The organism is Streptomyces sp. TRM64462 (assembly GCF_013362995.1).
In the GTDB taxonomy this organism is placed as follows: Bacteria; Actinomycetota; Actinomycetes; order Streptomycetales; family Streptomycetaceae; genus Streptomyces.
Genome location: NZ_JABWDV010000321.1, coordinates 11,185 through 32,623 on the forward strand (window position 1 = coordinate 11,185; position 21,439 = coordinate 32,623).

18 protein-coding genes are annotated in these 21,439 nt (G+C 73.9%); 6 read left to right on the plus strand and 12 right to left on the minus strand.

What is annotated here, in order from left to right:
• Nucleotides 1-18: 18 nt before the first annotated feature.
• The 3 genes from HTZ82_RS15840 to HTZ82_RS15850 all read right to left on the minus strand — a co-directional run bounded on the left by HTZ82_RS15840 (nucleotide 19) and on the right by HTZ82_RS15850 (nucleotide 1,792).
• Nucleotides 19-708, minus strand: a complete 690-nt coding sequence (locus tag HTZ82_RS15840) for a hypothetical protein (RefSeq protein WP_175410030.1) — start codon at nucleotides 706-708, stop codon at nucleotides 19-21.
• An 87-nt stretch (nucleotides 709-795) separates the two neighbouring features.
• Nucleotides 796-1,161 carry a DUF6114 domain-containing protein gene (locus tag HTZ82_RS15845; protein WP_175410031.1) on the minus strand — a complete coding sequence of 122 codons (366 nt, stop codon included), beginning with the start codon at nucleotides 1,159-1,161 and terminating at the stop codon, nucleotides 796-798.
• Nucleotide 1,162: 1 nt separating this feature from the next.
• The gene (locus HTZ82_RS15850) at nucleotides 1,163-1,792 is read right to left on the minus strand and encodes a DUF6230 family protein (RefSeq protein ID WP_175410032.1); all 630 of its coding nucleotides are present in this window, start codon (nucleotides 1,790-1,792) and stop codon (nucleotides 1,163-1,165) included.
• A 304-nt stretch (nucleotides 1,793-2,096) separates the two neighbouring features.
• Between HTZ82_RS15850 and HTZ82_RS15855 the strand changes: the two genes are divergently transcribed.
• Nucleotides 2,097-3,455, plus strand: a complete 1,359-nt coding sequence (locus tag HTZ82_RS15855) for a S1 family peptidase (protein WP_175410033.1) — start codon at nucleotides 2,097-2,099, stop codon at nucleotides 3,453-3,455.
• A 115-nt stretch (nucleotides 3,456-3,570) separates the two neighbouring features.
• On the opposite strand, the gene HTZ82_RS15860 is transcribed toward HTZ82_RS15855, so the two are convergent.
• From HTZ82_RS15860 to HTZ82_RS15870, 3 genes are read right to left on the minus strand one after another with little or no spacing between them, the layout of a single operon-like run.
• The gene (locus tag HTZ82_RS15860; protein ID WP_175410034.1) at nucleotides 3,571-5,160 is read right to left on the minus strand and encodes a nickel transporter; all 1,590 of its coding nucleotides are present in this window, start codon (nucleotides 5,158-5,160) and stop codon (nucleotides 3,571-3,573) included.
• Nucleotides 5,157-6,689: a tetratricopeptide repeat protein gene (locus HTZ82_RS15865; RefSeq protein ID WP_309235507.1), complete on the minus strand. Its 1,533-nt coding sequence runs from the start codon at nucleotides 6,687-6,689 to the stop codon at nucleotides 5,157-5,159. Before HTZ82_RS15865 ends, HTZ82_RS15860 begins: the two co-directional genes overlap by 4 nt.
• A gap of 18 nt (nucleotides 6,690-6,707) precedes the next feature.
• Nucleotides 6,708-8,276: a DUF4331 domain-containing protein gene (locus HTZ82_RS15870; protein ID WP_175410035.1), complete on the minus strand. Its 1,569-nt coding sequence runs from the start codon at nucleotides 8,274-8,276 to the stop codon at nucleotides 6,708-6,710.
• Between the two features lie 209 nt (nucleotides 8,277-8,485).
• Here HTZ82_RS15870 and HTZ82_RS15875 point away from each other — a divergent pair, with 209 nt between their 5' ends.
• Complete coding sequence (locus HTZ82_RS15875; RefSeq protein WP_175410036.1) at nucleotides 8,486-9,067, plus strand: hypothetical protein; 582 nt, start codon at nucleotides 8,486-8,488, stop codon at nucleotides 9,065-9,067.
• A gap of 28 nt (nucleotides 9,068-9,095) precedes the next feature.
• Here the strand turns inward: HTZ82_RS15875 and HTZ82_RS15880 are convergent, their stop codons facing one another.
• The gene (locus tag HTZ82_RS15880) at nucleotides 9,096-9,773 is read right to left on the minus strand and encodes a hypothetical protein (protein ID WP_175410037.1); all 678 of its coding nucleotides are present in this window, start codon (nucleotides 9,771-9,773) and stop codon (nucleotides 9,096-9,098) included.
• 136 nt (nucleotides 9,774-9,909) lie between these two features.
• On the opposite strand from HTZ82_RS15880, the gene HTZ82_RS15885 reads away from it, so the two are divergent.
• On the plus strand, nucleotides 9,910-10,731 hold the full coding sequence (locus HTZ82_RS15885; protein ID WP_175410038.1) for an inositol monophosphatase: 822 nt from the start codon (nucleotides 9,910-9,912) through the stop codon (nucleotides 10,729-10,731).
• Between the two features lie 84 nt (nucleotides 10,732-10,815).
• Nucleotides 10,816-11,064, plus strand: coding sequence for a hypothetical protein (locus tag HTZ82_RS15890; protein WP_175410039.1), 249 nt, complete (start codon nucleotides 10,816-10,818; stop codon nucleotides 11,062-11,064).
• 39 nt (nucleotides 11,065-11,103) lie between these two features.
• Here the strand turns inward: HTZ82_RS15890 and HTZ82_RS15895 are convergent, their stop codons facing one another.
• Together HTZ82_RS15895 and HTZ82_RS15900 are read right to left on the minus strand one after the other, a co-directional pair.
• Entirely contained in the window at nucleotides 11,104-12,192 is a 1,089-nt protein-coding gene (locus tag HTZ82_RS15895; RefSeq protein ID WP_254711889.1) for an agmatine deiminase family protein, read from the minus strand.
• 115 nt (nucleotides 12,193-12,307) lie between these two features.
• Entirely contained in the window at nucleotides 12,308-13,954 is a 1,647-nt protein-coding gene (locus tag HTZ82_RS15900; RefSeq protein WP_175410041.1) for an APC family permease, read from the minus strand.
• 175 nt (nucleotides 13,955-14,129) lie between these two features.
• Here HTZ82_RS15900 and HTZ82_RS15905 point away from each other — a divergent pair, with 175 nt between their 5' ends.
• On the plus strand, nucleotides 14,130-14,765 hold the full coding sequence (locus HTZ82_RS15905; protein ID WP_175410042.1) for a TetR/AcrR family transcriptional regulator: 636 nt from the start codon (nucleotides 14,130-14,132) through the stop codon (nucleotides 14,763-14,765).
• A gap of 96 nt (nucleotides 14,766-14,861) precedes the next feature.
• Nucleotides 14,862-15,884, plus strand: coding sequence for a DUF5954 family protein (locus HTZ82_RS15910; protein ID WP_175410043.1), 1,023 nt, complete (start codon nucleotides 14,862-14,864; stop codon nucleotides 15,882-15,884).
• A gap of 112 nt (nucleotides 15,885-15,996) precedes the next feature.
• On the opposite strand, the gene HTZ82_RS15915 is transcribed toward HTZ82_RS15910, so the two are convergent.
• The 3 genes from HTZ82_RS15915 to HTZ82_RS15925 all read right to left on the minus strand — a co-directional run.
• Nucleotides 15,997-16,206: a hypothetical protein gene (locus HTZ82_RS15915; RefSeq protein WP_175410044.1), complete on the minus strand. Its 210-nt coding sequence runs from the start codon at nucleotides 16,204-16,206 to the stop codon at nucleotides 15,997-15,999.
• Between the two features lie 188 nt (nucleotides 16,207-16,394).
• Complete coding sequence (locus tag HTZ82_RS15920; protein WP_175410045.1) at nucleotides 16,395-19,295, minus strand: NHLP bacteriocin export ABC transporter permease/ATPase subunit; 2,901 nt, start codon at nucleotides 19,293-19,295, stop codon at nucleotides 16,395-16,397.
• A 1-nt stretch (nucleotide 19,296) separates the two neighbouring features.
• On the minus strand, nucleotides 19,297-21,439 hold a 2,143-nt coding region (locus HTZ82_RS15925; protein WP_254711890.1), incomplete at its 5' end, for an NHLP family bacteriocin export ABC transporter peptidase/permease/ATPase subunit.

The following is a 21,439-nucleotide window of genomic DNA, read 5'->3' on the forward strand; positions in this document are numbered from 1 at the left end:
CTCCACCGCTGTGCCGCGTCAGTCCGAGACGGTGATCTGCTGGGCCGGGTCGGTCGTGTCGCTCACCACGTACGTCGCCGAGAACGACGACGACGTCGCGCTGGTCGGGCAGCCGAAGCCGCCCACGACCTTGATGGGGACGGCTGCGTTGGCGAAGGCCAGCGACGACGGGGCGCCGTTGGCCCATGTGCCGCTGGTCACCGCGGGCGCGGTCGGGGCCGCCGTGACGGTGCAGCTCGCCAGGCCAGACGTCTGCACGACCAGGCCGCCGGCGGGGACCGTGAAGGACGCCACGACGGGGGAGCCGTACTGCATCGACACGGTCCACGAGCCGCTCGTCGTGACGGTGGCCCGCACGCCCGGCATGCTCGTCGTGCACGAGGTGAAGGACGGCGGCGAGATGGCGCTGACCACGGCGCCGTCGGCGTTGTGGTTGTCCGGCGCTGCGGGGACCGTACCGGTCGACGACGAGACGGAGCAGGTGACCGTCACCGAGCCGGACTTGAGCGTTGCCTTTCCGCTTAACGCGGCGGAGAAGCCGTGACCGGCCGGGGTCACGGTGGTGGGTCCGCTCGCCGTGACCGGTGCCGGAGCGGCGGTCTGCTGCGCCGCCGCGGGCGTGACGCCGGCGAGGGCCAGGGCTCCGGCCGCGGCCAGACCGGTGCCCAGGGAGAGTGCGGTGCGTGTGGGGGTGCTGCGGCTTGCCATGGGGCGTTCTCCTTCGGGGATGGTGTGGCGGTGCCACGTGGTGCGGGTGTGGGGGGCCCGAACGGTGTCGAGGGGGCTGTGGGCGGGTCAGGCGGAGGGGCGGGCTTTCGCCACGGGCTGCCAGGCGAACATCATCGCGCCGCCCACGATGCCGAGGACGGTCCCGATGAGGAAGCCGCCCAGGTTGGACATGACGAGCGCGGCGGCGGCGATCAGCGTCGTGACGACGCCGGCCATGGCGCGGTAGTGGGGGGCCACCCAGGCCGACAGACCTAGCGTGACCATGACAATTCCAAGAAGGGCGGACGGGACGCCCGCGATGCCCTGGTGGAGCATCACCTCCAGGGGCGCGAGCGGGATGCTGCAGATCTCCAGGCCCGCCAGAACGGTCAGCAGCCCGCCCCAGAACGGCCGGCTCCTGCGCCAGCGCCGCCACGCCTGCCGCCGCGGCATGTCAGAAGCATTCCTTCTTGCCCTTGGTGATCTTCATGCTCAGACCCGACAGCTTGAACGTGCCCGCGTTCGTCGCCCACGCGACCTGCCGCAGATCGTTGATCCGTACGTCGTCGGCCTGCTGGCCGAAGAGGTCCTGCATGCCCTGCGCGCCGTCGGGTCCCTTGTCGAGCGTCGACGCGTCGCGGCCGATCTCGATGTTGTTGAACTCGGCGTTGCCGGAGAGCTGGGTGGCGTCCACGAACAGGTTCGTGGCCGTGACCGGCGTCGACCCGCCCGCCGTGAGGTTGAGGGAGATGTCGCCGACCACCGGCAGGGACGTGACCACCGACTGGCACAGGTTCTTCAGCTCGGCCCGCTGGATCGCGGTGACCGCGACCGGCAGCAGTTCGTCGCGGGCGTTGGTGTCGAAGCTCCCGTACTGGGCGAAGCCCTGCCCGGTCAGACTGTCCGCCGACACCTTGAACTGCTGCCCCGACACGGCGAAGGAGGCCGCGATCGCGCCGCTGGACAGCGCGACGCCCAGGGCGGCGGTCAGGGCGACGCCCGGCACGGCCAGAGCGGCGAAGCGTCTCCACTGGATACGGCCGACGACCTCGTCCAGGTCGTCGGTCCGGGAGGTCTTTCTCATGAAATATCCCCTCTGTTGATGTCCGCGATCACCGGAGAGCGTGCAGCCATGGAGACCGGCGCGAAGTCAGGCCGCAGGGAGACACGGCGGTGCGCGGGAGGACGATCCGAGAGACCATCGCGGTACGGGAAGGCCGACGGTGGCGGCCGATCGTACTCGCGAGTGTTACTGACGAGTTGAATGTAGGAGTGCCCGTGGCCATTGACAAGGTCGGTGGACGGGTGCTTTTCGGTCTCCTCGCTGAACGCCGCGGTCGAGCGCTACGTACGGATACGCGTCGGAACGGCTCGAAGGCAGGGGACGGATGAGGCATGCACGACGCGTCGTACGGAGGACCGTGCGGCTGGCGGCCGTCGGCGGACTGCTCTGCGGCGCCCTGATGGTGACCACCGCCGTGGCGAGCGAGCCCGCGCCGCACCGGCAGCAGGCGGAAGGCCCCGCGCCCCCGGCCGAGTTGGGCGCCCACCTCGTGGCGCGGCTCGGTGACTCCCGTACGGCGGGCACCTGGGTCGGGGCCGACGGGCGCCCCGTCGTCGCCGTCACGGACGAGGACGCCGCGGCCGAGGCCGAACGGGCGGGCGCCCGGGCCAAGGTCGTATCGCACAGCATGCGCCGGCTGCGCACGGCCGTCGACGCGTTGCGCGAGGCCCCGCGCGTGCCCGGCACCGCCTGGGCGATGGACTACGCGGCCAACCGGGTCGTCGTCCAGGCCGACAGCACCGTCGCCGCCGACGACTGGTCCCGCATGGCGCGGCTCGCCGAACGCATCGGCGGCCACGTCCACATGGAACGGACCACGGGCACCCTCACCACCCGGCTCAACGGCGCCGACCCGGTCTTCTCGCGGAGCGGCCGCTGCTCCGCCGGCTTCAACGTCACCGACGGACGGCGCGACTTCATCCTGACGGCCGGGCACTGCGGACCGCCCGGCACCGACTGGTCGGAGGACGCCCGGGGCACCCGCCCGGTCGGCACCACGACCGCGGGCCGCTTCCCCGGCGCCGACTTCTCGCTCGTCGCGTACGAGGACCCCGGCGTGTCCGGCGTGTCGGGTGTCGTGAGCGTCGGCGGCGGCCGGGGCGTACGGATCACGGGCGCCGCCGATCCGTACGTCGGCCAGGAGGTGTTCCGGAGCGGAGCCACCACGGGCGTGCGCTCCGGCCGGGTGACCGCCGTCGACGTGACGGTCAACTACCCGGAGGGCACCGTCACCGGACTCGTCCAGGCCACCACCTGCGCCGAACCCGGCGACAGCGGCGGCCCGTTGTTCGCGGACGGGCAGGCGCTCGGCGTGACGTCCGGCGGCACGGGCGACTGCGCCGAAGGAGGTGTCACGTTCTTCCAGCCCGTCACCGCGGCGCTGGCGGCGCTCGGTGTGACGCTCACCGGGACCGCTCCGGCTCCGGACGGCGGCGGTGTCGCGGCCGCTCCGCCGTACGGCGCGGGAGCGGGAGAGGGGGCGGGGGCGCAGGGGCCGGTGGGGCCGGTGGGCGGGCCGGGTGGCGCCGCCGGGCCCGGCGCGTTCCTCGGGGTCCGGGAGACGCTCGTGCCCGGGCTCCTGGTCATCGCCGTGAGCCTGGTCGTGCTGGTCGCGGGTGGCTTCATCCGCACCGCCCACGACCGCAGAAGCTACCGGCGCGAGTACTCGCGGGCGTGGAGCTGACGCCGGGGGGCGGACGCAAGGGGAGGGGAGGCCGCGCTGCGCGGCCTCCCCTCCTTCCTGTCACGCCGTACGACACGCCATACGACACGCCGTACGACACCGGCCGGCGCGGCGCTCAGCCCAGCGTGACCGCCATCCCGCGCGCCAGCAGCCCGCAGCCCAGCACCAGCACGACGGCCGCCGTGCCGAGCGGCGCCAGACGGTGCACCAGCCGGAACAGTCCGCCGCCGTCGCGTGGCCGCCGCGCCAGGCGCCGCACGGTCGTGTCCCGCAGCCGTACCACCAGGAGCCCGGTCACCGCGAGCGTGAGCGCGAGCCCCGCCCCGTACGCCAGGACCAGCAGGAAGCCGAACCAGGCCTGGCCGAGCGCCGCCGCCCCGATGAGCACGACGACCGCCGACGGGGCCGGCACCAGACCGCCCGCCAGCCCCATGAGGACGACACCCCGCGCTCCCGGGACGGGCGGGGCGTGGCTGTGGGCGTGCGGGTGACCGTGGGGAGCCGGGTGCTCGTGGCCGTGACCGTGTTCATGGGCATGCGCGGGGGCATGCGCGTGCGCGTGCGTGTGGCTGTGGCTGTGGCCGTGCGGCGCGTGCCGTCGTCGCCACGCCCGGCGCAGCAGCAGCGCGCCCGCCGCCGCCACGGCGGCGCCGCTCACCACCGTGAGCCAGGAGACCACCGTGGGAGCCGCCGCGGAACCCGCCGTGATCAGGGCGCCCAGGACCAGCACGCCCAGCGTGTGCGTCAGAGTCACCGAGGCGCCGAACGTCAGCACCTCCTTCAGCGAGCCGCGGCCCCGTGCCGCCGCCGCGGCCGCCATGAGGGACTTGCCGTGCCCCGGGGCCAGCGCGTGCAGCGCGCCCAGCAGCACCGAAACGCCGAGCGCCGACACGGCGGAGCCCACGGTCAGTTCGTGCCGGGCCACCAGCCCCGTCAGCGCCCGCGCCCAGCGGTCGGCGCCGCGCGGCAGCACTCCCGCCACCGGGGACGCCGTGTCGCCGCCGCCCGCGTCCCGTTCCGCCACCGCGCCGCCGCCGGGCCTGGCGGTGAAGGCGGCGGAGCGCAGGCCGGGCGGTGACGACAGCAGATCGTCCGGATAGGCCCTCAGCCTCCGTGACACGGAGGTCTCCGGCACGTCCGTGTCCGAGACGGTCATCCGGTCGCCCCGCGCGGTGATCTCCCGCCAACCCGGCCCCGCCGACGCGTCGGCCGGGGCGTACCGCAGGACCAGCGGCACGTCGTCACGCGGCAGCGCCGCCGTCAGCGCGCACGTCACGCGCAGGGTCCGAAGACCGGCCTGCCCCGCCCGCTCCTCGGCCCGCGCCCCGCCGGCCATGGCGCCACCGCCACCGCCTGCCTTGTCACCACCGGCGGTGACACCCACGGCCGTGTCGCCGACCGTGAGCCGGGCGCCCCGCGCCGCCGAGGCGCAGCGCGCCCGCGCCCACGCCGACAGCTCCGCGCCCGACAGGCCGCCGTCGCCGTCGGTGTCGATACGGGGCGTCTCCTGCGCGGCCGGGATCTCCGCGAGGTCCTCGACATGGTCCACGGTGAGCTTCCCCGGCGCGACGACCAGCCCGTCGTACTGATTGACCGTGAAGTCGCCCAGAGGGTGGGCCTGCGCCGCGGGGGCGGGACCGGCCGCCAGGGCCAGCCCCGCCGTCAGCGTGGCGGCGGCCCGGGCCGCCGCGACACGACGCCTCATGATCCCCCTCGCGCCGGTCCGCCCAGCACGGCCCGCGCCTCCCGCGCTCCGACCGGCGAGAAGCCCGGGTTGAGCGCGAGCGCCGCACGCAGATGGCGGCGCGCGGACGCGTCGTCGCCGAGCGCGCGCTCGATCATGCCGCGATGGAACAGGAAGGATGCGTTCCGGTAGCCGGGTGATCCGGCCGTCGCCGTCTTCGCGTGGAGCAGTGCCTCCTTGTGCCTGCCGTTCGCGTGGAGGGCCCACGCGAGCGCGTCCGCCGTATGGACGGTCTGGCGGCGGGACCAGGCGGAGCGCGCCGAGGCCAGCGCCGCGGCGGCGTCGCCGTGGTCCGCCTCGACCACCGCGGCGTCCAGGTCGGTGGCCACGCCGTTCGCCCGGGCCAGCCGCGTCCAGGTGCCGACGAGCGCGTACTGCCGCGCGGCCTGCTCCGGGCGGCCGGCCGCCTCGTACAGCTCGCCGAGCGCGGCGAGCCGCCCGGGCAGCGGGCCGCGCCGTACCGCCTCCTCCAGGTCCCGGACGGCGGCTTCCGCCTCGCCCAGTCCGGCGTGGGCCCGGCCGCGCCCCTCCAGCGCCGGCACGTACCCGGGCTCGGCGCGCAAGGCCGTGGCGTAGTGGCGCAGCGCCTCGCGGAACCGGCCCTGGCCGAGCGCCAGTTGCCCGAGCTCCGTCGCCACGTACGCCCGGTCGCCCGCGCCGAACGCGGAGTCGAGCGCCCGCTCCAGCACCCGCCGGGCGCCCGCCACGTCGCCGTGCAGCTCCAGCACGTACGCGTACCGGGTGAACACCGGGATGCCGGGGCGCCGCCGGTCGGCCAGCTCCACCGCCCGCCGGGCGTCGCCGTAGCGGCCCAGCTCGACGAGGGCGTCCACCCGCGTCGCCAGCGCCCGCTCCCCGTACGGGTTGACGCGCAGCGCCCGGTCGGCGAGGCGCAGCGCGGCACCGAAGTCGTGCCGCGCCGCCGCCAGCGCGGCCTGCCCGGCGAGCGCCGCGTCGTTGTCGCCCGCCGGCCGCAGCCGCAGCGACCGGGCGAACGCCTCCTGCGCCCGCGGGTAACGGGCCGGGTCACCGCTGACCCGCGCCTCCTCGACGTACGCCGCGCCCAGCGCCGCCCAGCCGGCGGCGTCCTTCGGGCGGGCCTTGAGGTGCCGTTGCAGGCCGTCGATGCCGCGCGCGAGGTCCCGGGACGTCAGCGCCGCCGTGGCGACGTCCCCGGTGCGGACGGACGCGGCCCGCCCGGACCGGTCGTCGCGTGCCGGGGGAGCGGGGCCGTCGGGCGGCCCGATCGCCACCGAAGCGGCGGTGAGCCCGGCCGCCACCGCGACGACCGTCGCCATGCGCCGCCGCCGGGACGCGGCTGCCGGCTCACGCCCACGCACCGCCGCCGGTTCGCCGCGTCCACGCGCCCCCGCCCACAGGCGTCCACATGCCGCCGCCCACACGCGTCCACGCGCCGCCGCCCGCTCGCGGAGGGACTTCCGTACGAGCATGGGGGCTCCCTCTTCCTCGGTCTCCTCGTGGTTCCTCACCTCCGCCTCCGAGGGCCCTCAGCCGAGCCACGACCGGCGCGCCGGGCCGCCGCCCCCGCGGCCGCCGCGCAGCCGGTGCAGGCCGAGGCCCACGAGCAGCACGGCGGCGCCCCCGGACGCCGCCGAGACGAGCACCACCGTGTCGGCGTCCCAGGACCCCGTGACCGACGAGAACCCGCCCGTCAGCCCCGTCGCCCCCGACTTCGTCGCGGCCTGCGCCGCCCTGACGTCGGAACCGGCGGACGGCAGGGCGACGTACGGGAAGCTGCCGCCGAAGTCCTTGTCGTTGGCGTCGACGGCGTCACCCAGGTCGTTCTTCGCGCCGACGAGCTCGCCCTCGACGGTCTGCAGCGCGATGTCGACCACGTCGTCGGTGAGCCTCCGGCCGTTCGGGAAGCCCGCGGTGTCGCCGTCGAGTACCCCCAGCCGCTTCGGCTCGGCGACCGGCTCGACCGACGTGTTGAGCCGCAGCATCTCCGAAGGGACGCCGTTCGGCGGCTTGTTGATGCCGTCGACACCCGTCAGGAACACCGACACGAGGTCGTTGCGCGGCGTCGCCGGCGCCTTGATCTTGTAGATCTGCTCGATGAGCTTCGGAAGCTCCGGCTCCGTGACGTTCTTCAGGAACCGCGCGTCCTGCTTCGGGGACGACGCGTTGAACGTGTCCTTGTCCTTCACCGGGTTGACGACCTCGTTGACCAGCGGCATGCCGAGGCGCGACACCTGGGTCCAGTCCCCGTACGCGTTCCTGCGCTCCGTCGTCGTGTAGACGCCGACGACCGGCTGCTCCGCCGACTCGCGGAGGTACGCGCTCGGCACCTGGAGGGCGATGGTGTTGACGTTGTAGCCCTTGAGCGTGTCGTTCCCGACCTCCGACAGGTCGCCGCCGTAAAGGAGGTCGAAGACGCGCAGGTCCAGGAAGAACGGGTCGTCGGCCTGGCCCGCGAACGCCTTGAGCCCGCCGGGCAGTTCACGCACCGCCTGGTCGCGCAGCTTCCCGTAGTCGGGCATGGAGGCCTTGCCGACGTTCGACGGCGCGACCGGCAGCCGCTTCGCCAGGGCGTGGCGTGAGGCGACCTTCCCCTTCTTCAGGCGCAGCAGCTCCACGTCGTACGTCTGCGTGAAGTTGAGGTCCGGGTCGTCCAGGCTCTCCACGACGCCGGTGTTGTGGAGAAAGGTGTGCTCGTTCTTGCGGTGGTCCTTGAACGTGAACCGGTACACGAGGTCGTCCTCGGCGTCACCGTCGCTGTCGACGTGGAAGTTGTAGCGGGCGTCCTCGGCGAAGGGGTAGAAGTTCGGCCCGCCCGCCGGCTCCTGGAACGGCAGCCAGTTCGCGACCAGGGTCGTCGAGTCGGGACGGTCCGGGCTGACGAACGCGTACAGGTCCGTGGTGTCGAACTGGGGCTGACCCGAGATCAGCGGGGCCTCCCGGTGGCTGGAGGCGTGCGCCGTGCCCGGCTCCGCGAGTGCCGCACCGGCCGCCGCGAACCCCGCCGATGCCAGAGCGCCGCAGGTGAACAGCGCGATGCCGCCGAGTACCCGCCGACGCCCCTGCCGACCCCGCCCCTTCGTGCCGATCGTCGTCATGTCGCACGTCCTCCGTCCGTCGTGCCCGTCCGTCCGGGCTTGCCTGACGTCCAGTACGTGCGGGGCGGCGCTCGCGTTCTGAGGCGAACGGAATCGCACGCCGCGTAGTGAATCCGTAACGAGGCGTGCGGAGCCGTTGAGGGCGCCGGAGCGGTGCCCGGACACTGCTGCGGCAGAAGCACGGGCCGTACAGCCAGGGGGGCACCACCATGAGCACATACGCGGGACGACGACGTGCGGCGGCCGTGGCGGCGGCGCTGGCCTCCGCACTCGCGCTGCTGACGGCCGCGTGCGACGGCCGCGACCACGACACCGGCCGGGCACCGGCACCCGGCGCACCCGGTCCCGGAGCGAGCCCCGGGCACGAGGAGCACGACGGACACGACGGACGCGACGGACGCGACGGGCACGACGGAGACGACGGAGACGACGGGTACACCGGGCACATCACCGTACGGGACCTGCGCCCCGACGGCTTCGGCGACGGCAGGTCCGACGTCTCGTGCACCGCGATCGACGCCGAGTTCCGGGTGGAGCCCTACCACGCCAGGACCCGGTGGAAGGCGGTCGCCCTGGACTACGACCCGGGCGACCGCCGCGAGTACACCGCCGGCAACATCGCCCGCGACGTGCTCATCGAACCGTCGTCGGGCACGCTGGAACTCGGCCGGTCGGTGAAGGTGCGCGTCAGCGGACGGTACGAAGGCCGCGTCCCCGATTTCTGGATCGTCGTCCAGGCACCCGAACCGAAGTGGGCCAGCCGCGTGACCCTGCCGTTCCGCTGCCGCTGAGACCCGGTGGACCTACGGAGCTACGGACCTACGGGCCCCAGTTCGCGATCGACGCCGCGCGGTCGCCCCAGCCGAAGCGGTTCAGGTCCGGGGTGTTGCAGCCGCGCGGCGCGAAGAACTCGTTGCCCTGCCAGTCGAAGGCGTCGAACAGCGACACGTCGAAGCGGCACCAACTCAGCGACGAGATCACATCGTTCCAGTTCTGCGTGCCGAGGAAGCCCCGGCGGACCCGGCTCAGGTTCGGATAACCCCGCGCCGGGTCCAGGCACCTGACGTCGCCCGACTCCCCGGCGTCCTCGAAGAAGCACACCTGCTCGGGCAGCGAGCCCGGGTTCGTCGTGCACACGTGCTCCAGCGATGCCCGCGCCCGCTCCAGCCGCTCCGGGGACGGCTCATCGCCCGCGTACCGCCGCACCTCCGCGAGCATCGCCGCACGGTCGGTGAACGCGGCGAGCACCATCTCCTCGCCGTCCCCGAGCCGGGTCAGGTGCAGCGGCCCCGGGAAGTCGGCGTGCATGCGTTCCTCGTCCTCGACCGGCTCGCCGTCCAGCACCAGCGGTACGGACGGCTCGAAGAGCCGCACGAGCCCGAGCGGGGCCCGGTCGGCGAACAGATCCCGTACCGCCGACGGACTCAGCGCGTGCGGTTCCGGATCGCTCGCGGCGGCTCTTTCGGCGGCCCTTTCGTCGGTCTGCCGGTGCGCCATGACGCCACCTCCGTCCGTCCCGTGCCGTCCTGTCCGTCCCGTCCCGTCCAGGCTAGGCCCGCCCCGGACAGGGCGCCTGCGGGCGCGGGACCGTACCGTACGTACGTACGGTCCGAACACGGAGAGGGGTCCGGTCATGGCGCCGGCGTACGGCCCGGACGGCGCCGCGTTGCTCGCGGTGGCCGAGAAGTGCTGCCGTGAGGCGGCGCAGTTCCTGCGGCAGCGGGAGACGGCGTTCCCGGCACGGGCCAAGGGGCCGCTGGACTACGTGACGGAGGCCGACCTCGCGGTCGAGGACCGCGTCGTACGGGCCCTGACGGCGGCCGTGCCGGGCTCGGCCGTGGTCGGCGAGGAGCGCGGGACGCGCCCCGGCGAGGGCGTGACCTGGTACGTCGACCCCATCGACGGCACCGGCAACTTCCTGCGCGGCCTCCCGCTCGCGTGTGTCTCGGTCGGCGCTGCCGTCGGCGGGGAACTGGTCGCGGGCTGCGTGTACGACATCTTCCGTGACGAGTGCTTCACGGGTGCCGACGGCGTCCCCTTCCAGGTGCGGCCGCCGCTGTGGCTGCCCGGGCCCGGCACGGTGGACGCGCCCGTGGTCCTGACCGACGTACCGCTGCCCGGACGGGTGAACGCCGAGTCCCTGGAATTCCTGGGCGTCCTGCTCGACCGCGTCGAGGTGCGGCGCGTCTACTCGACCGCGCTCTCGCTCGCGTGGGTCGCCTCCGGGCGCGCCGACGCCGCCTGCAACCTGCTCATCCGCCCCTGGGACGTGGCGGCGGGCGCCGCGCTCGTACGGGCGGCCGGCGGGACGTATCTGCCCGTCGGCGGGGACACCCCGCAGGACGCCCCGGGGTTCGTGGCCGTCGGCCCGGGCAAGGAGGAGCTGGCCGGCTGGCTCGCCGGGCTGCTTGCCCCGGTCGTCCGGGCGACGCCGCGGGGGCGGGCCTCCGCGTGATGCGTGACGGTCCGATAGCATGGCGTGACAAGTGGGATGAATCGGATATTCGGCTATTCCGCCTCGCGGAGAGAGGCCCAGGCGATGAGCGACAACGTTCCCCACGGCAGCGCGGGCGCGCGCTCGGGCGGCGCACCGATCGTGGTCACCGGCGTCGTACCGGCCGACCCTCCGTACCGTCTGGTGGAGGTCAGAGGGGAGGTGGCCGGCGCGGCGCAGGACATCCTCGATGTGATCAGACTGGCGCACCGCGCGGGCCTCGCCCACGTCGACCTCGACGACCCGGCCGTCGTGCGCTGGGTCGGGGGCGGAAAGTACAAGTGGGCCCCCTGACCTCCGGCGCGCCCGACCGGGCCCGTCGGGCTCAGCGGGTCACTGTGTCGCCGGTACGTGCTGGGTGACGCAGTGGACGCCGCCGCCTCCCCAGGCCAGCGTCGGGGCGGGGACGCCCACGACCTCGCGGCCGGGGAACAGCGTGCGGAGCAGGGCCAGGGCGGGCGCGTCGTCCGCGTGCTGGGCGAGTGGGACGACGACGCTGCCGCTCGTCTCGTAGTAGTTGGTGTAGCTGAAGGTCCGCACGGTCAGCCCCTGGAGGGTGAAGTGCGGCTGCTGGTGGATCTCCGTGAGCTGGAACGGGCGGCCCTGGGCGTCCGTCGAACCCTGCAGGACCGCCTTGTTGGCCGCCATGCGCGCGTGGTTGGGGTTCGCGGTGTCGGGTTGCGTGTGGACGAGAAGCCGGGCCGGACCCAGGTACGCGGCGCACAGGTCGACGTGGCCGTTGGTGATGTCGTCGTACGCCAGGCCGTACGGCAGCCAGATCACCTTGGTGGCGCCGTACGCGTCCTTCAGGGCGCTCTCGATCTGCGCCTGGGTCATGTCCGGGTTCCGGTTGGGGTTCAGCAGGCACTCCTCCGTCGTGATCAGGGTGCCCTGCCCGTCGGTGATGACGGCCCCGCCCTCCAGGACCATGTCGACGGGCCTGCGCGGCACGCCGAAGTGGTCGCAGACGCCGACGGGCAGGAGGTCGTCCTTGTCGTACGGGTACTTGCCGCCCCAGCCGTTGAACGCGAAGTCCAGGCCCTCCCTCCGCGTCCGCGTGGCGTCGACCGTGAAGACGGGGCCGGTGTCCCGGGTCCAGCAGTCGTTGATCGGGTACTCGATGACGGTCACCGTGCTGCCGCACCGCGCGGCGGCCGTGGCGCCGTGGCCGGGCTCGGCGACCATGACGACCTGTTCGAAGCGGGCGATCTCCCGGGCGATGCCGGCGATCTCGTCCTGGACGGCGGTCAGCAGACCGCCCCAGCCGATGGTCCGGTCCCACGGCCAGGCCATGACGCAGGCCGCGTGCGGCTCCCACTCGGCCGGCGCGTGGAACACCTCGTCGGCGAAGGCGCGGCCGGCCGGCAGCGTGGCGGCGGCCGCCGCCGCCATGACGGCGGCGCCGAAAGCGCGCCGGGACATACGGGGACGCGATGATCCTGTCACGCTCATGACATCTCCTGAGGGTTGAAGGGGCGTGGAGGGATGGGGACGCGGGGGCCGCGCGACTCCGGGACGCGGGGGCCGCGTCCCGGGGTCAGGAGCGCTCGGTGGCGAGCGAGGGGTCCGTCGCGGGGTCCGTCGCTGGGGCCTTCGCGGGAGCCGTGGCGGGGTCCGTGGCGGGGTCCGTGGCCGGGTCCGTGGCGGAGACCGTCTCCCCGGCCTCCGGCGTCCCCGCCGTGCGCTCCGCGTCCCGCGCGCGCAGCTTGTCCTGCGGGCGCCTGACCAGCAGGTAGCCGAGGCCGATGGTGATGACGGCCGCCGTGCCGAGCAGTCCGGCCCACACCTGGTACCAGGGCGCGCCCGGCACGGCGAGGATCTCCCGGGGCCAGCAGACGTTGACCACCTCGAAGGCGGTCCACAGCACCGCCAGCACGTTCAGGAACGTGCCCTTGCGGCCCTGCCGGATGTGCCCCGACGGCACCCACGTACCCCGCAGCCGGGCGACCAGGGCGGCCAGGGAGACCAGGAAGAAGGGCAGGAACGTCGCGGCGGTGCCGAACGCGATCAGGCTGCCGATCGCGGTGGCGTTCAGGCCGAGCATCAGCCCGCAGCAGCTGACCAGCGTGGACGCGACCAGCCCGCCGATCGGCGCCTTGCGCCTGTTGACCTTCCGTACGTGCTTCGAGAACGGGAAGACGTCGTCCCGCGCCAGCGAGTACAGGCCGCGCGCCGCACCGCCCTGGGAGGCCATGGCGCACGCCAGGAAGCCGACCAGGACGACCACCACGAAGGGCTTGTCCGACCACGAGCCGAAGGAGTGGACCACCGCGGTCGTCACCGGGTCCAGGTCCTCGCCCAGCGCGACCTTCTCCGGGTCCGGGTGCGAGAGCGCGACCGCCATGGCGTTGAGGATCACGACGGCGCCGACGCTGAGCAGCGCCCACCACATGCCGCGCGGCACCTGGCGGCCGGCGTCCCTGGTCTCCTCGGAGGCGGAGACACACGCGTCGAACCCGATGAACGCCCAGCCGGCGACGGCGATCGCGGTGAGGAACGCGAGCGTGACGGATCCGCCGGACAGCGCCTCGGCGCCCATGGTCTCCGTGAACAGGACGAAGCCGTGCTCACGGAAGAACAGCAGCAGCGCGAAGCCGACCAGGACCGAGGCGACCGCCTCGGCGGCGATACCGAGCGAGACGAAGAGCCGGAGCACCCTGATCCCGTAGGCGTTGACCAGCATGCAGCCGAGCAGTACGGCGATCGACACCGCCACGAGCTGCCCGGGCGTGGGCGTGACCCCGATCAGGGCGAACACCCACGGCGCCGCGAGATAGGCGACCGTGGTGTTGCCGAACATCACGGCGAACTGCCACACCCAGCCGCCCATCCAGCCGAAGGACGGCCCGAGCAGCCGGCGCCCCCACTGGTACGGGCCGCCCGCCAGCGGCCACTGCGACGCGAGCTCGGAGTACACGTTGACCACCAGGCACTGGCTGATCAGCACCAGCGGCAGCGCCCAGATCCAGGCGGGCCCCGCGACGATCGTGCCGACCATGGCCACCGCGTACAGCGCCACGACCGGGGAGACCACGGCGAAGCCCATGGAGATGTTGCCGAGCACACCGAGGCTGCGGCGCAGCTCCTGCTTGTACCCGAGGGCCTTGAGCCGGGCGGCATCGGTGTCGGCGCCGGTATCGGTGCCGGTGCCGGTGCCGGTGGCGTGGGGGGATGGAGCAGTCATGGGATCCCTTCGGGACGGGACGGGGCGGGGCGCGGGTCGTGTGCGGGACACTCGGCGGGCCGATAAATCTAACCGCGTTAGGTATCGCGCTGGCCGGGACATTAGCTCGGCGGTGGCTGGATGTGAACCCCCTTCCGCCCGGTAACCTGACGCGGGCGAGAGGGAGGGTGTCACCGTGGGGCGACCGAGTCGGGCGCTGCTGAGCCGCGAGATCATCGCGCGGGCGGCCCTGGAACTCCTGGACCAGGAGGGCCCGCAGGCCCTGAAGATGCGTACGCTCGCTGACCGGTTGGGGGTGCGCGGGGCCTCGCTCTACCACCACGTCGCCTCGAAGGACGATCTTCTCGACGCCGCCTCGGAGCTGATCAACGAGGAGATCGACCTGGCGCCGCTCGACAACCCGGACTGGCGTGAGGGCATCGCCGCGTACGCGCGCGGCTACCGACAGGTGTATGTGCGCCACTGGAACGTGATCCCGCTGGTCGCCCGGCGCCGCGTCGAGGCGGACCGGGCGCTGCGCGGCTACGACACGCTGCTGTCCGCCCTGGCCCGCGCCGGATGCACGCCCGCGCAGGCCGCCGAGGCGGCGGCGGCCATCGACTACCTGGTCCTGGGCTCCGCGCTGGAGACGTTCACCGCCGGTTTCGCCCGTACGCCGGACGGCTACCGCCCGGCGTACCCGGCGCTCGCCGGCTCCCTGGAGGACGCGGCCGCCCTGCCCGGCGGCCTCGCCTCCCTCGACGACCGCGGCTTCGAACGAGGTCTCGCCCTCATCCTCGACGGCCTGGCGGCCCGGTCGCCCCACGCCTGACAGCTCCGCCGCGCCTCCTAGCAGAATCCGGCCGTGCGCTGCGGCAATACCGGTGATCCAGCCGGTAGGTGCCCCGGGGAGCATCACACTGTGCGCATGACCGATGCCTGGAAGCGACAGATCGACCGCCTCCACGAGGGGCTGGTGCGCCGGGCCGATCCCACGGAGTGGGTGATCGAGGCCGACGCGGTCGACGCGTCCCGCAAGTACCCGCATGTCGCGCTGCGCGGGCCGGTGTTCGGGATCGCCACGCAGGACGCCGCCGACGGCGCGGCATGGCGGCTGCTGACCCCGGTCACGCAGGGCACGCCGCAGGACGCGCGCGACACGCTGCACTCGATGCTCTGGTTCAGGGCCAAGGACGACACCGACGACCGGGCCGTACGGCGTGCACTCCTCGCCGCCGTCGCCGTCCTGGAACGCGAGCCGGCCGACGAACTGGAGATCCTCGGCGTACGCCACCGTGTCGTCCGCGGCGACGAGTTCGCACGCAGCGGCGACGACGGCCTCGAACCGCCGCGGCCGACCGACCCGGAGCCGGCCAGGGTGTCGTGGGAGGAACGGCCGTACGGCGACGACCGGTCAGCCGACGTCGGCTTCGCGCTCGACCCGGACCGCGAGACCGGCTTCATGGCCGGCGCCATGAGACTCGCCCTGCGGGGCTTCGCGTACACCGGGGCCCGGTTCCCCGCCGACGTACGCAGGGAGTCCGAGCGGGCGGTCAGGCGGCACCCGGACGTGGTGCTGCTGCCGGTCGGGTTCGCCGTGGCGGAGCGCAACGGCACCGGGTGGCGGCCGCGCGGCGCCCTGCGCGCGACCCCGCACGACGCGCGGCTCGGCCTGTACCACGCCATGACGGAGGTCTGGCCCCTGGTCCACGAGTTCGACGAGCCGGAGCGGAAGCGGTACGCGCGTGCTGCCGAGACCCTGCGGAAGAAGCGGCGCGTCAACGACGTACGGGTCGGCGACCGGCTGTTCCGGGTGTGCCGCGTCGAACGGTTCGTCCGCTGCGGCCCCGACGGGCCCGAACCGCCCCGCCCGTCGGACCTGGACGCCCATGAGCCGATGAGGATGCACCCCAGGATGGACGAGGACGGCACCGTCCACCACGACGACTGAGACAGCGCGCGAGAGCAGCACGCCGCGGTCCCGCGCGAGGAGCCGCCAGGCGGCGTCGACCGACGCGCCTGACGGCTCCTGGGTCCGGCGGGACGCCGGGGGAGGCGCTGCCTTACCAGCTGGCGTGCATGGCCGAGCCCTCGGACGCACCGCCACTGGCGATCACGGCGCCGCCCGCGGACTGCAGGTAGTGGAAATGCGTCGCGGCGTGCTCGCCCGCGCCGAAGCTGCCGCCCACGTCGTCGTTGGCTGCGGCGGGGGCGATGCCGAGGGCCGTGGCGGCCGCCACGAGCGCCGCGCAGGCAAGGGCCTTCTTGATCATGTGTTCCTCCGTGTCGCGTCAGGACGCGCCGCCCGGCCGTTCCGGACGGGTTCCGGAGTCAGGGGTTCCCGCGGCCCGGGCGTGCCAGGTCCGCCACACGCGAAGCCCACCCTTTCGAGCGGCGCCCCCCATGACCGCCGCGGCACGGCCCGCGGCGGCCTGACAGCGGCCTCCGGCCGCCTTTCGCGTCATATCATCTGACGAACGACGAGTTCGTACAAATGGCCGCCCGTGTCCGCCAGCAGGGTGGCCGGGGCGCCCTCCTCCACGATCCGGCCGGCCGACAGGACGATCACCCGGTCGGCGTCCAGCACCGTCGAAAGGCGGTGCGCGATGACCAGACGCGTCGCGTCGAGCCGGTGCGTCGACTCCATGACCGTCCGCTGCGTCGCGTTGTCCAGGGCGCTCGTCGCCTCGTCGAAGAACAGGATCCGGGGCCGCCGGATCAGCGCCTGCGCGATCATCAGCCGCTGCCGCTGGCCCCCGGAGACCGCCCCGCCGCTCGCGATCATCGTGTGCAGGCCCATCGGCATCCGCCGGATGTCCTCCGCCAGGCCCGCCATCTCCGCGGCCGCCCACACCTCGTCCGGCGAGAACGACTCCGCACCGCAGATACAGTCCATGATCGACCCGGTCAGCGGCTGCGCGTGCTGGAGCACCACGCCGCACTGGCGGCGCACCGCGGCCCGGTCCAGCGCCGCCAGGTCCTGACCGTCGTACAGCACACTGCCGGACGACGGCTGTTCGAAGCCGATCAGCAGCCGCAGCAGCGTCGACTTGCCGCAGCCGCTCGGACCCACGACCGCGACGAACTCGCCCGGCTCGATACGGAAGGACACGCCGTCCAGTGTCAGCGGAGCGTCGTCGCCGTACCGGAAGGAGACGTCCCGCACCTCGATCGCCCCCGACAGGACACCCGGCCGCGCACTGCCGCCCCGCACCTCAGGCGCCTCCTCGAGGACCGGCTTCACCTGCTCGTACAGCGGCAACGCCGCGGCCGCCGACACCAGCGCCCCCGTCAGCATCGTCACCGACGTCAGCAGCATCGTCACCGACGTGCTGAACGTGAGAAACCCCGCAGCCGACAGCGTCCCGCGCGCCGGACCGGCCAGCAGCATGAACAACGCCAGCATGCACAGCGGCAGATGGACCGCGTCCACCACCGTCGTCAGGTTCTTGATGCGGCCCGCCCGCCGGTGCAGCTCACGCGAGCGCGCGAACTCGCCCGCCCACGCCGCGTACGCGAAGCTCTCCGCCGCCGCGACGCGCAGCTTCGGCAGGCCCCGAAGCGTCTGGTACGCCTGGTTGTTGAGGCGGTGCGTCAGCTTCACCAGCCGCCGCTGCCACCGCACCTGCCACAGCCCGAGGCCCAGGAACAGCACCCCCGCCACCAGCAGCATCGCCAACGCCACCAGCGCCAGCGGCACACTGAACCACAGCAGCAGCGCCAGGTTCACGAACCCCACCGTGCAGGACTGCACCACCACCGGGCCCGTCCCGGACAGCACCCGCCGCACCGCGCTGATCCCCATGGCCGCACTGGCCAGTTCACCCGTCGAACGGCCCGCGAAGAACCGGGCCGGCAGCCGCAGCAGCCTGTCCCACACGGCCGGCTGCAGCACGCTCTCGATCCGGCCCTCGATCCGCAGCACCGTCAGGTTCTGCAGCAGCGCGAACGCGGCGGACACCACGCCCGCGACCACCACCGCCAGCGCCGTCTGCACGATCAGGGACCGCTCGGCCGCCGCGACGTACTCGCCGAGCACCTTGCCCGTCGCCACCGGCACCAGCGCGCCCAGCGCCACCGACACCAGGCCCGCCAGCACCAGGTTCCGCAGGTCCCGGCCGCTGCCCCGCAGCGTGAACCGGGCCAGCCGCCACGCCGCCATCGGCCGGTCAGGCAACGGCCGGTAGAACATCACCGCACGCGGCTCCAGCTCCGCGGCCGTCCGGGCGTCCACGCGCCGCCGCAGCCCCGACGCCGGGTTCACCGCCTCGTACCGGCCGCGCCGCCACAGCAGCGCCACCGGCGCCCCCGACGACGCCCAGCGCCCCACCAGCGGGCCCGCGTCCCGCCGCCACCACGGCCCGTCGAGGCGCACCGCGCGCGTACGGACGCGGGAGGCGACGGCGATCCGCTCCACCACGTCCAGGCGGTCGCCGCCGTCCGCGGTGGACCCCGCACGCGCCGACGGCTCCGTGAGCGTGACCCCGGCCGCCCGCGCGACCCGGCGGCACACCGCGAACGCCAGGTCGTCGGAGGCCGCGTCCGTACGGGACCCCCCGCCGGCCCGGCGCGGGCCGCCGATGGACGCCAGGAGCGCCTGGTCCGCACGCGCCCGTACGGCCTCGCCCGCCCGGATACCGGCGGCCGTACGGTCCTCGTGGGCCCGCTCCAGACGCTCGATCCACCGGTCGACGGCCGACAGCAGCCGGTGCTGCTGGTTGACCATCCGCTGCCACAGCCCGCCGTCGACCATCAGCTCCGCCGCGGCGTCGGCGGCGAACTCGGCGCCGTACCGGACGCTGCCGGGCGGGACGGGCATCCACAGCATGTCCTCGTCGCCTGCCGGGGCGTGCTCCACGGACGCCTCGGCCGCGTCACGGTCGCCGAGCGGCGCCTCGAACAGGACGCCCAGGCTCCGCGCCGTACCGAGCGCGAACGCGTGCTCCAGCGGGGACGGTTGCCGCTGCGGCTCGCCGTAGCCGTGCCCGGGCCCGTACCCCTGCTCGTACCCCTGCTCGTATCCGTGCCCGTGCCCGTGCCCGTACGTCTGGTCGTTCCACAGCTCCCGCAGGCCGATGCGGCGCAGCGCGCAGTCCTGCGACGGGCGGGCCAGCAGCGTGTGCTGCGGCCCCGCGACCGGGCCCAGCAGCAGGCTGCCGGCCTCCAGGCGGCCCAGGAAGTGCCACGGCCCCTCCCGCGCCACGTCCACCGCGAACAGGTCGAGCCCGCCGGCCACCACCAGCCACAGCACCTGCGGCCCTTCGAGGTGCACGGTCCGCTCCCCGGAGCCGTCCACATGCGTACCGAGGCCCCCGAGCGCGTGGACGACCGGGTCGAGCACGGCCGGCGTCTCCGACGTCATGTCAGCGCTCCCTCACCAGCCGGGCGTACACGCCGCCGGCCGCCACCAGGTCCGCGTGCCGCCCGCGCTCGGCGACCGTGCCGCGGTCGAGTACCACGATCTCGTCGCTGTCCCGGACCGTGCTCAGCCGGTGCGCGATGACCACGCACGCGCAGCCGCGGCGCCGCAGGTTCTCCATCACGACCTGCTCCGTCCGCGCGTCCAGGGCGCTCGTCACCTCGTCCAGGACGAGGACGCTCGGCCGCCGCACCAGCGCGCGGGCGATCTCCAGGCGCTGCCGCTGCCCGCCCGAGAAGTTCCGGCCGTCCTGCTCCACGCGCGCGTGGATGCCGTCCGGCAGCCGCGCGATCACGTCGTCGTACAGCGCCGCGTCCCGCAGCGCGGCCACGACCGCCTCGTCCGGGATCGACGGGTCCCACAGCGCCACGTTGTCCCGTACCGTCCCCTCGAACAGGAAGACGTCCTGGTCGACGAAGGACACGGACGCGGCGAGCGCGCCCCGCGGGATGTCCTCCAACCGCCGCCCGTCGATCCGGACCGTGCCCTCCCACGGGCTGTGCAGGCCCGAGATCAGCCGCGACACCGTCGACTTGCCGCTGCCGGAGCCGCCGACCAGCGCCACCTGCCGGCCCGGCCCGACCGTCAGCGAGAACCCCTTCAGCAGAGGCTCGTCCAGCGGGCTGTACCCGAACGTGACGTCCTCCAGCTCCACATGCCCCGTCAGCCGCCGCGCCCCCGCGTCCGGGCCCTGGGGGCGGGCGTACAGCCGGTCGGCGGGGAAGTTCTCCACGTCCTTCAGGCGGGCGACGTCCGCGGCGAAGTCCTGGATGCGGCCCGCGATCCCGTTCAGCCGCGTGATCGGTGCGGTGAACCGGGTCACCAGAGCCTGGAACGCCACCAGGAGACCGATCGACACATGCCCGTCGACCGCCCGCAGCCCGCCGATCCACAGGATCAGCGCGCTGTTGAGCGTGGCGAGCGCGGGTGCCACGACCGCCAGGGCCGCGCTGGGCACGCCGAGCCGCTGCTGCTCCTCCAGCGTCGTGGCGTGCTGGCCCGCCCAGCGGCGGAAGTAGCCGTTCTCGCCGCCGGTCGCCTTCATCGTCTCGATCAGCTGGAGCCCGGTGTACGAGGTGGTCGTCAGCCGTGCGCTGTCGGCGCGCAGCTTCTGCGTCCGGGTGGCCCGCAGCCGCAGCACGATCCGGATGGCGACCACGTTGAGCAGCGCCACGAGGACGCCCACGACCGTGAGCTGCGGGTCGTACGTCCACATCAGCAGTGCGTACAGCAGCACCACGACCCCGTCCACGCCCGCCGCCGCCAGGTCGCGGGCGAGGGTCTCGGCGACGGCGTCGTTGGACTGGAGGCGCTGCACCAGGTCCGCGGGGCTGCGCTGCCCGAAGAACGTGACGGGCAGCCGCATCAGGTGCCGCAGGAAGCGGGCGCTGCCGAGCGTGGACGCGATGATCCGGCCGCGCAGCAGATTGGCCTGTTGCAGCCCGGTCAGCACGGCGGTGAGCGCCACGACCGTCGCCATCGCCGCGAACAGCGGCCCGAGGACGGACGTCTGCTCCCCGATCAGGAACAGGTCGATGTACGTGCGGCTCAGCGCGGGCAGCGCCGCCCCGGCCACGACCAGCAGCAGGCTCGCCAGGAGCGCGGCCAGCAGCGTCCCGGTGGTGCCGCGCAGACGTGTGGGGACGGTGCGCAGGACACCCGGTCTGCGGCCGCCCCTGCGGAACGCGGCGGTCGGCTCCAGTACCAGGGCGACGCCGGTGAAGCTGGTGTCGAAGTCCTCATCGGGCACGAAACGGCGGCCCTTGTCGGGGTCGTTGATGTGGACGCCGCGCCGCCCGAAGCGGCGGCCCGTGCCGTCGTAGACGACGTAGTGGTTGAACTCCCAGAACAGGATGGCGGGCGGCGGGACGTCGGCGAGCGCCGACGGTTCCATCTGCATGCCCTTGGCCCGGAGGCCGTAGCCGCGGGCCGCCTTGAGGATGTTGCCGGCGCGGGAGCCGTCGCGGGAGACGCCGCACGCGATCCGCAGCTCCTCCAGCGGCACGTGCCGCCCGTGGTGGGCCAGCACCATGGCGAGCGCGGCGGCCCCGCACTCGACGGCCTCCATCTGGAGGACGGTGGGGGTA

Excerpts from the sequence above, each read along its gene's own strand:
- HTZ82_RS15840 (WP_175410030.1), bottom strand. The coding sequence starts at position 708 with ATGGCAAGCCGCAGCACCCCCACACGCACCGCACTCTCCCTGGGCACC.
- HTZ82_RS15845 (WP_175410031.1), bottom strand. The coding sequence starts at position 1,161 with ATGCCGCGGCGGCAGGCGTGGCGGCGCTGGCGCAGGAGCCGGCCGTTC.
- HTZ82_RS15850 (WP_175410032.1), bottom strand. The coding sequence starts at position 1,792 with ATGAGAAAGACCTCCCGGACCGACGACCTGGACGAGGTCGTCGGCCGT.
- HTZ82_RS15855 (WP_175410033.1), top strand. The coding sequence starts at position 2,097 with ATGAGGCATGCACGACGCGTCGTACGGAGGACCGTGCGGCTGGCGGCC.
- HTZ82_RS15860 (WP_175410034.1), bottom strand. The coding sequence starts at position 5,160 with ATGAGGCGTCGTGTCGCGGCGGCCCGGGCCGCCGCCACGCTGACGGCG.
- HTZ82_RS15870 (WP_175410035.1), bottom strand. The coding sequence starts at position 8,276 with ATGACGACGATCGGCACGAAGGGGCGGGGTCGGCAGGGGCGTCGGCGG.
- HTZ82_RS15875 (WP_175410036.1), top strand. The coding sequence starts at position 8,486 with ATGAGCACATACGCGGGACGACGACGTGCGGCGGCCGTGGCGGCGGCG.
- HTZ82_RS15880 (WP_175410037.1), bottom strand. The coding sequence starts at position 9,773 with ATGGCGCACCGGCAGACCGACGAAAGGGCCGCCGAAAGAGCCGCCGCG.
- HTZ82_RS15885 (WP_175410038.1), top strand. The coding sequence starts at position 9,910 with ATGGCGCCGGCGTACGGCCCGGACGGCGCCGCGTTGCTCGCGGTGGCC.
- HTZ82_RS15890 (WP_175410039.1), top strand. The coding sequence starts at position 10,816 with ATGAGCGACAACGTTCCCCACGGCAGCGCGGGCGCGCGCTCGGGCGGC.
- HTZ82_RS15895 (WP_254711889.1), bottom strand. The coding sequence starts at position 12,192 with ATGTCCCGGCGCGCTTTCGGCGCCGCCGTCATGGCGGCGGCGGCCGCC.
- HTZ82_RS15900 (WP_175410041.1), bottom strand. The coding sequence starts at position 13,954 with ATGACTGCTCCATCCCCCCACGCCACCGGCACCGGCACCGGCACCGAT.
- HTZ82_RS15910 (WP_175410043.1), top strand. The coding sequence starts at position 14,862 with ATGACCGATGCCTGGAAGCGACAGATCGACCGCCTCCACGAGGGGCTG.
- HTZ82_RS15915 (WP_175410044.1), bottom strand. The coding sequence starts at position 16,206 with ATGATCAAGAAGGCCCTTGCCTGCGCGGCGCTCGTGGCGGCCGCCACG.
- HTZ82_RS15920 (WP_175410045.1), bottom strand. The coding sequence starts at position 19,295 with ATGACGTCGGAGACGCCGGCCGTGCTCGACCCGGTCGTCCACGCGCTC.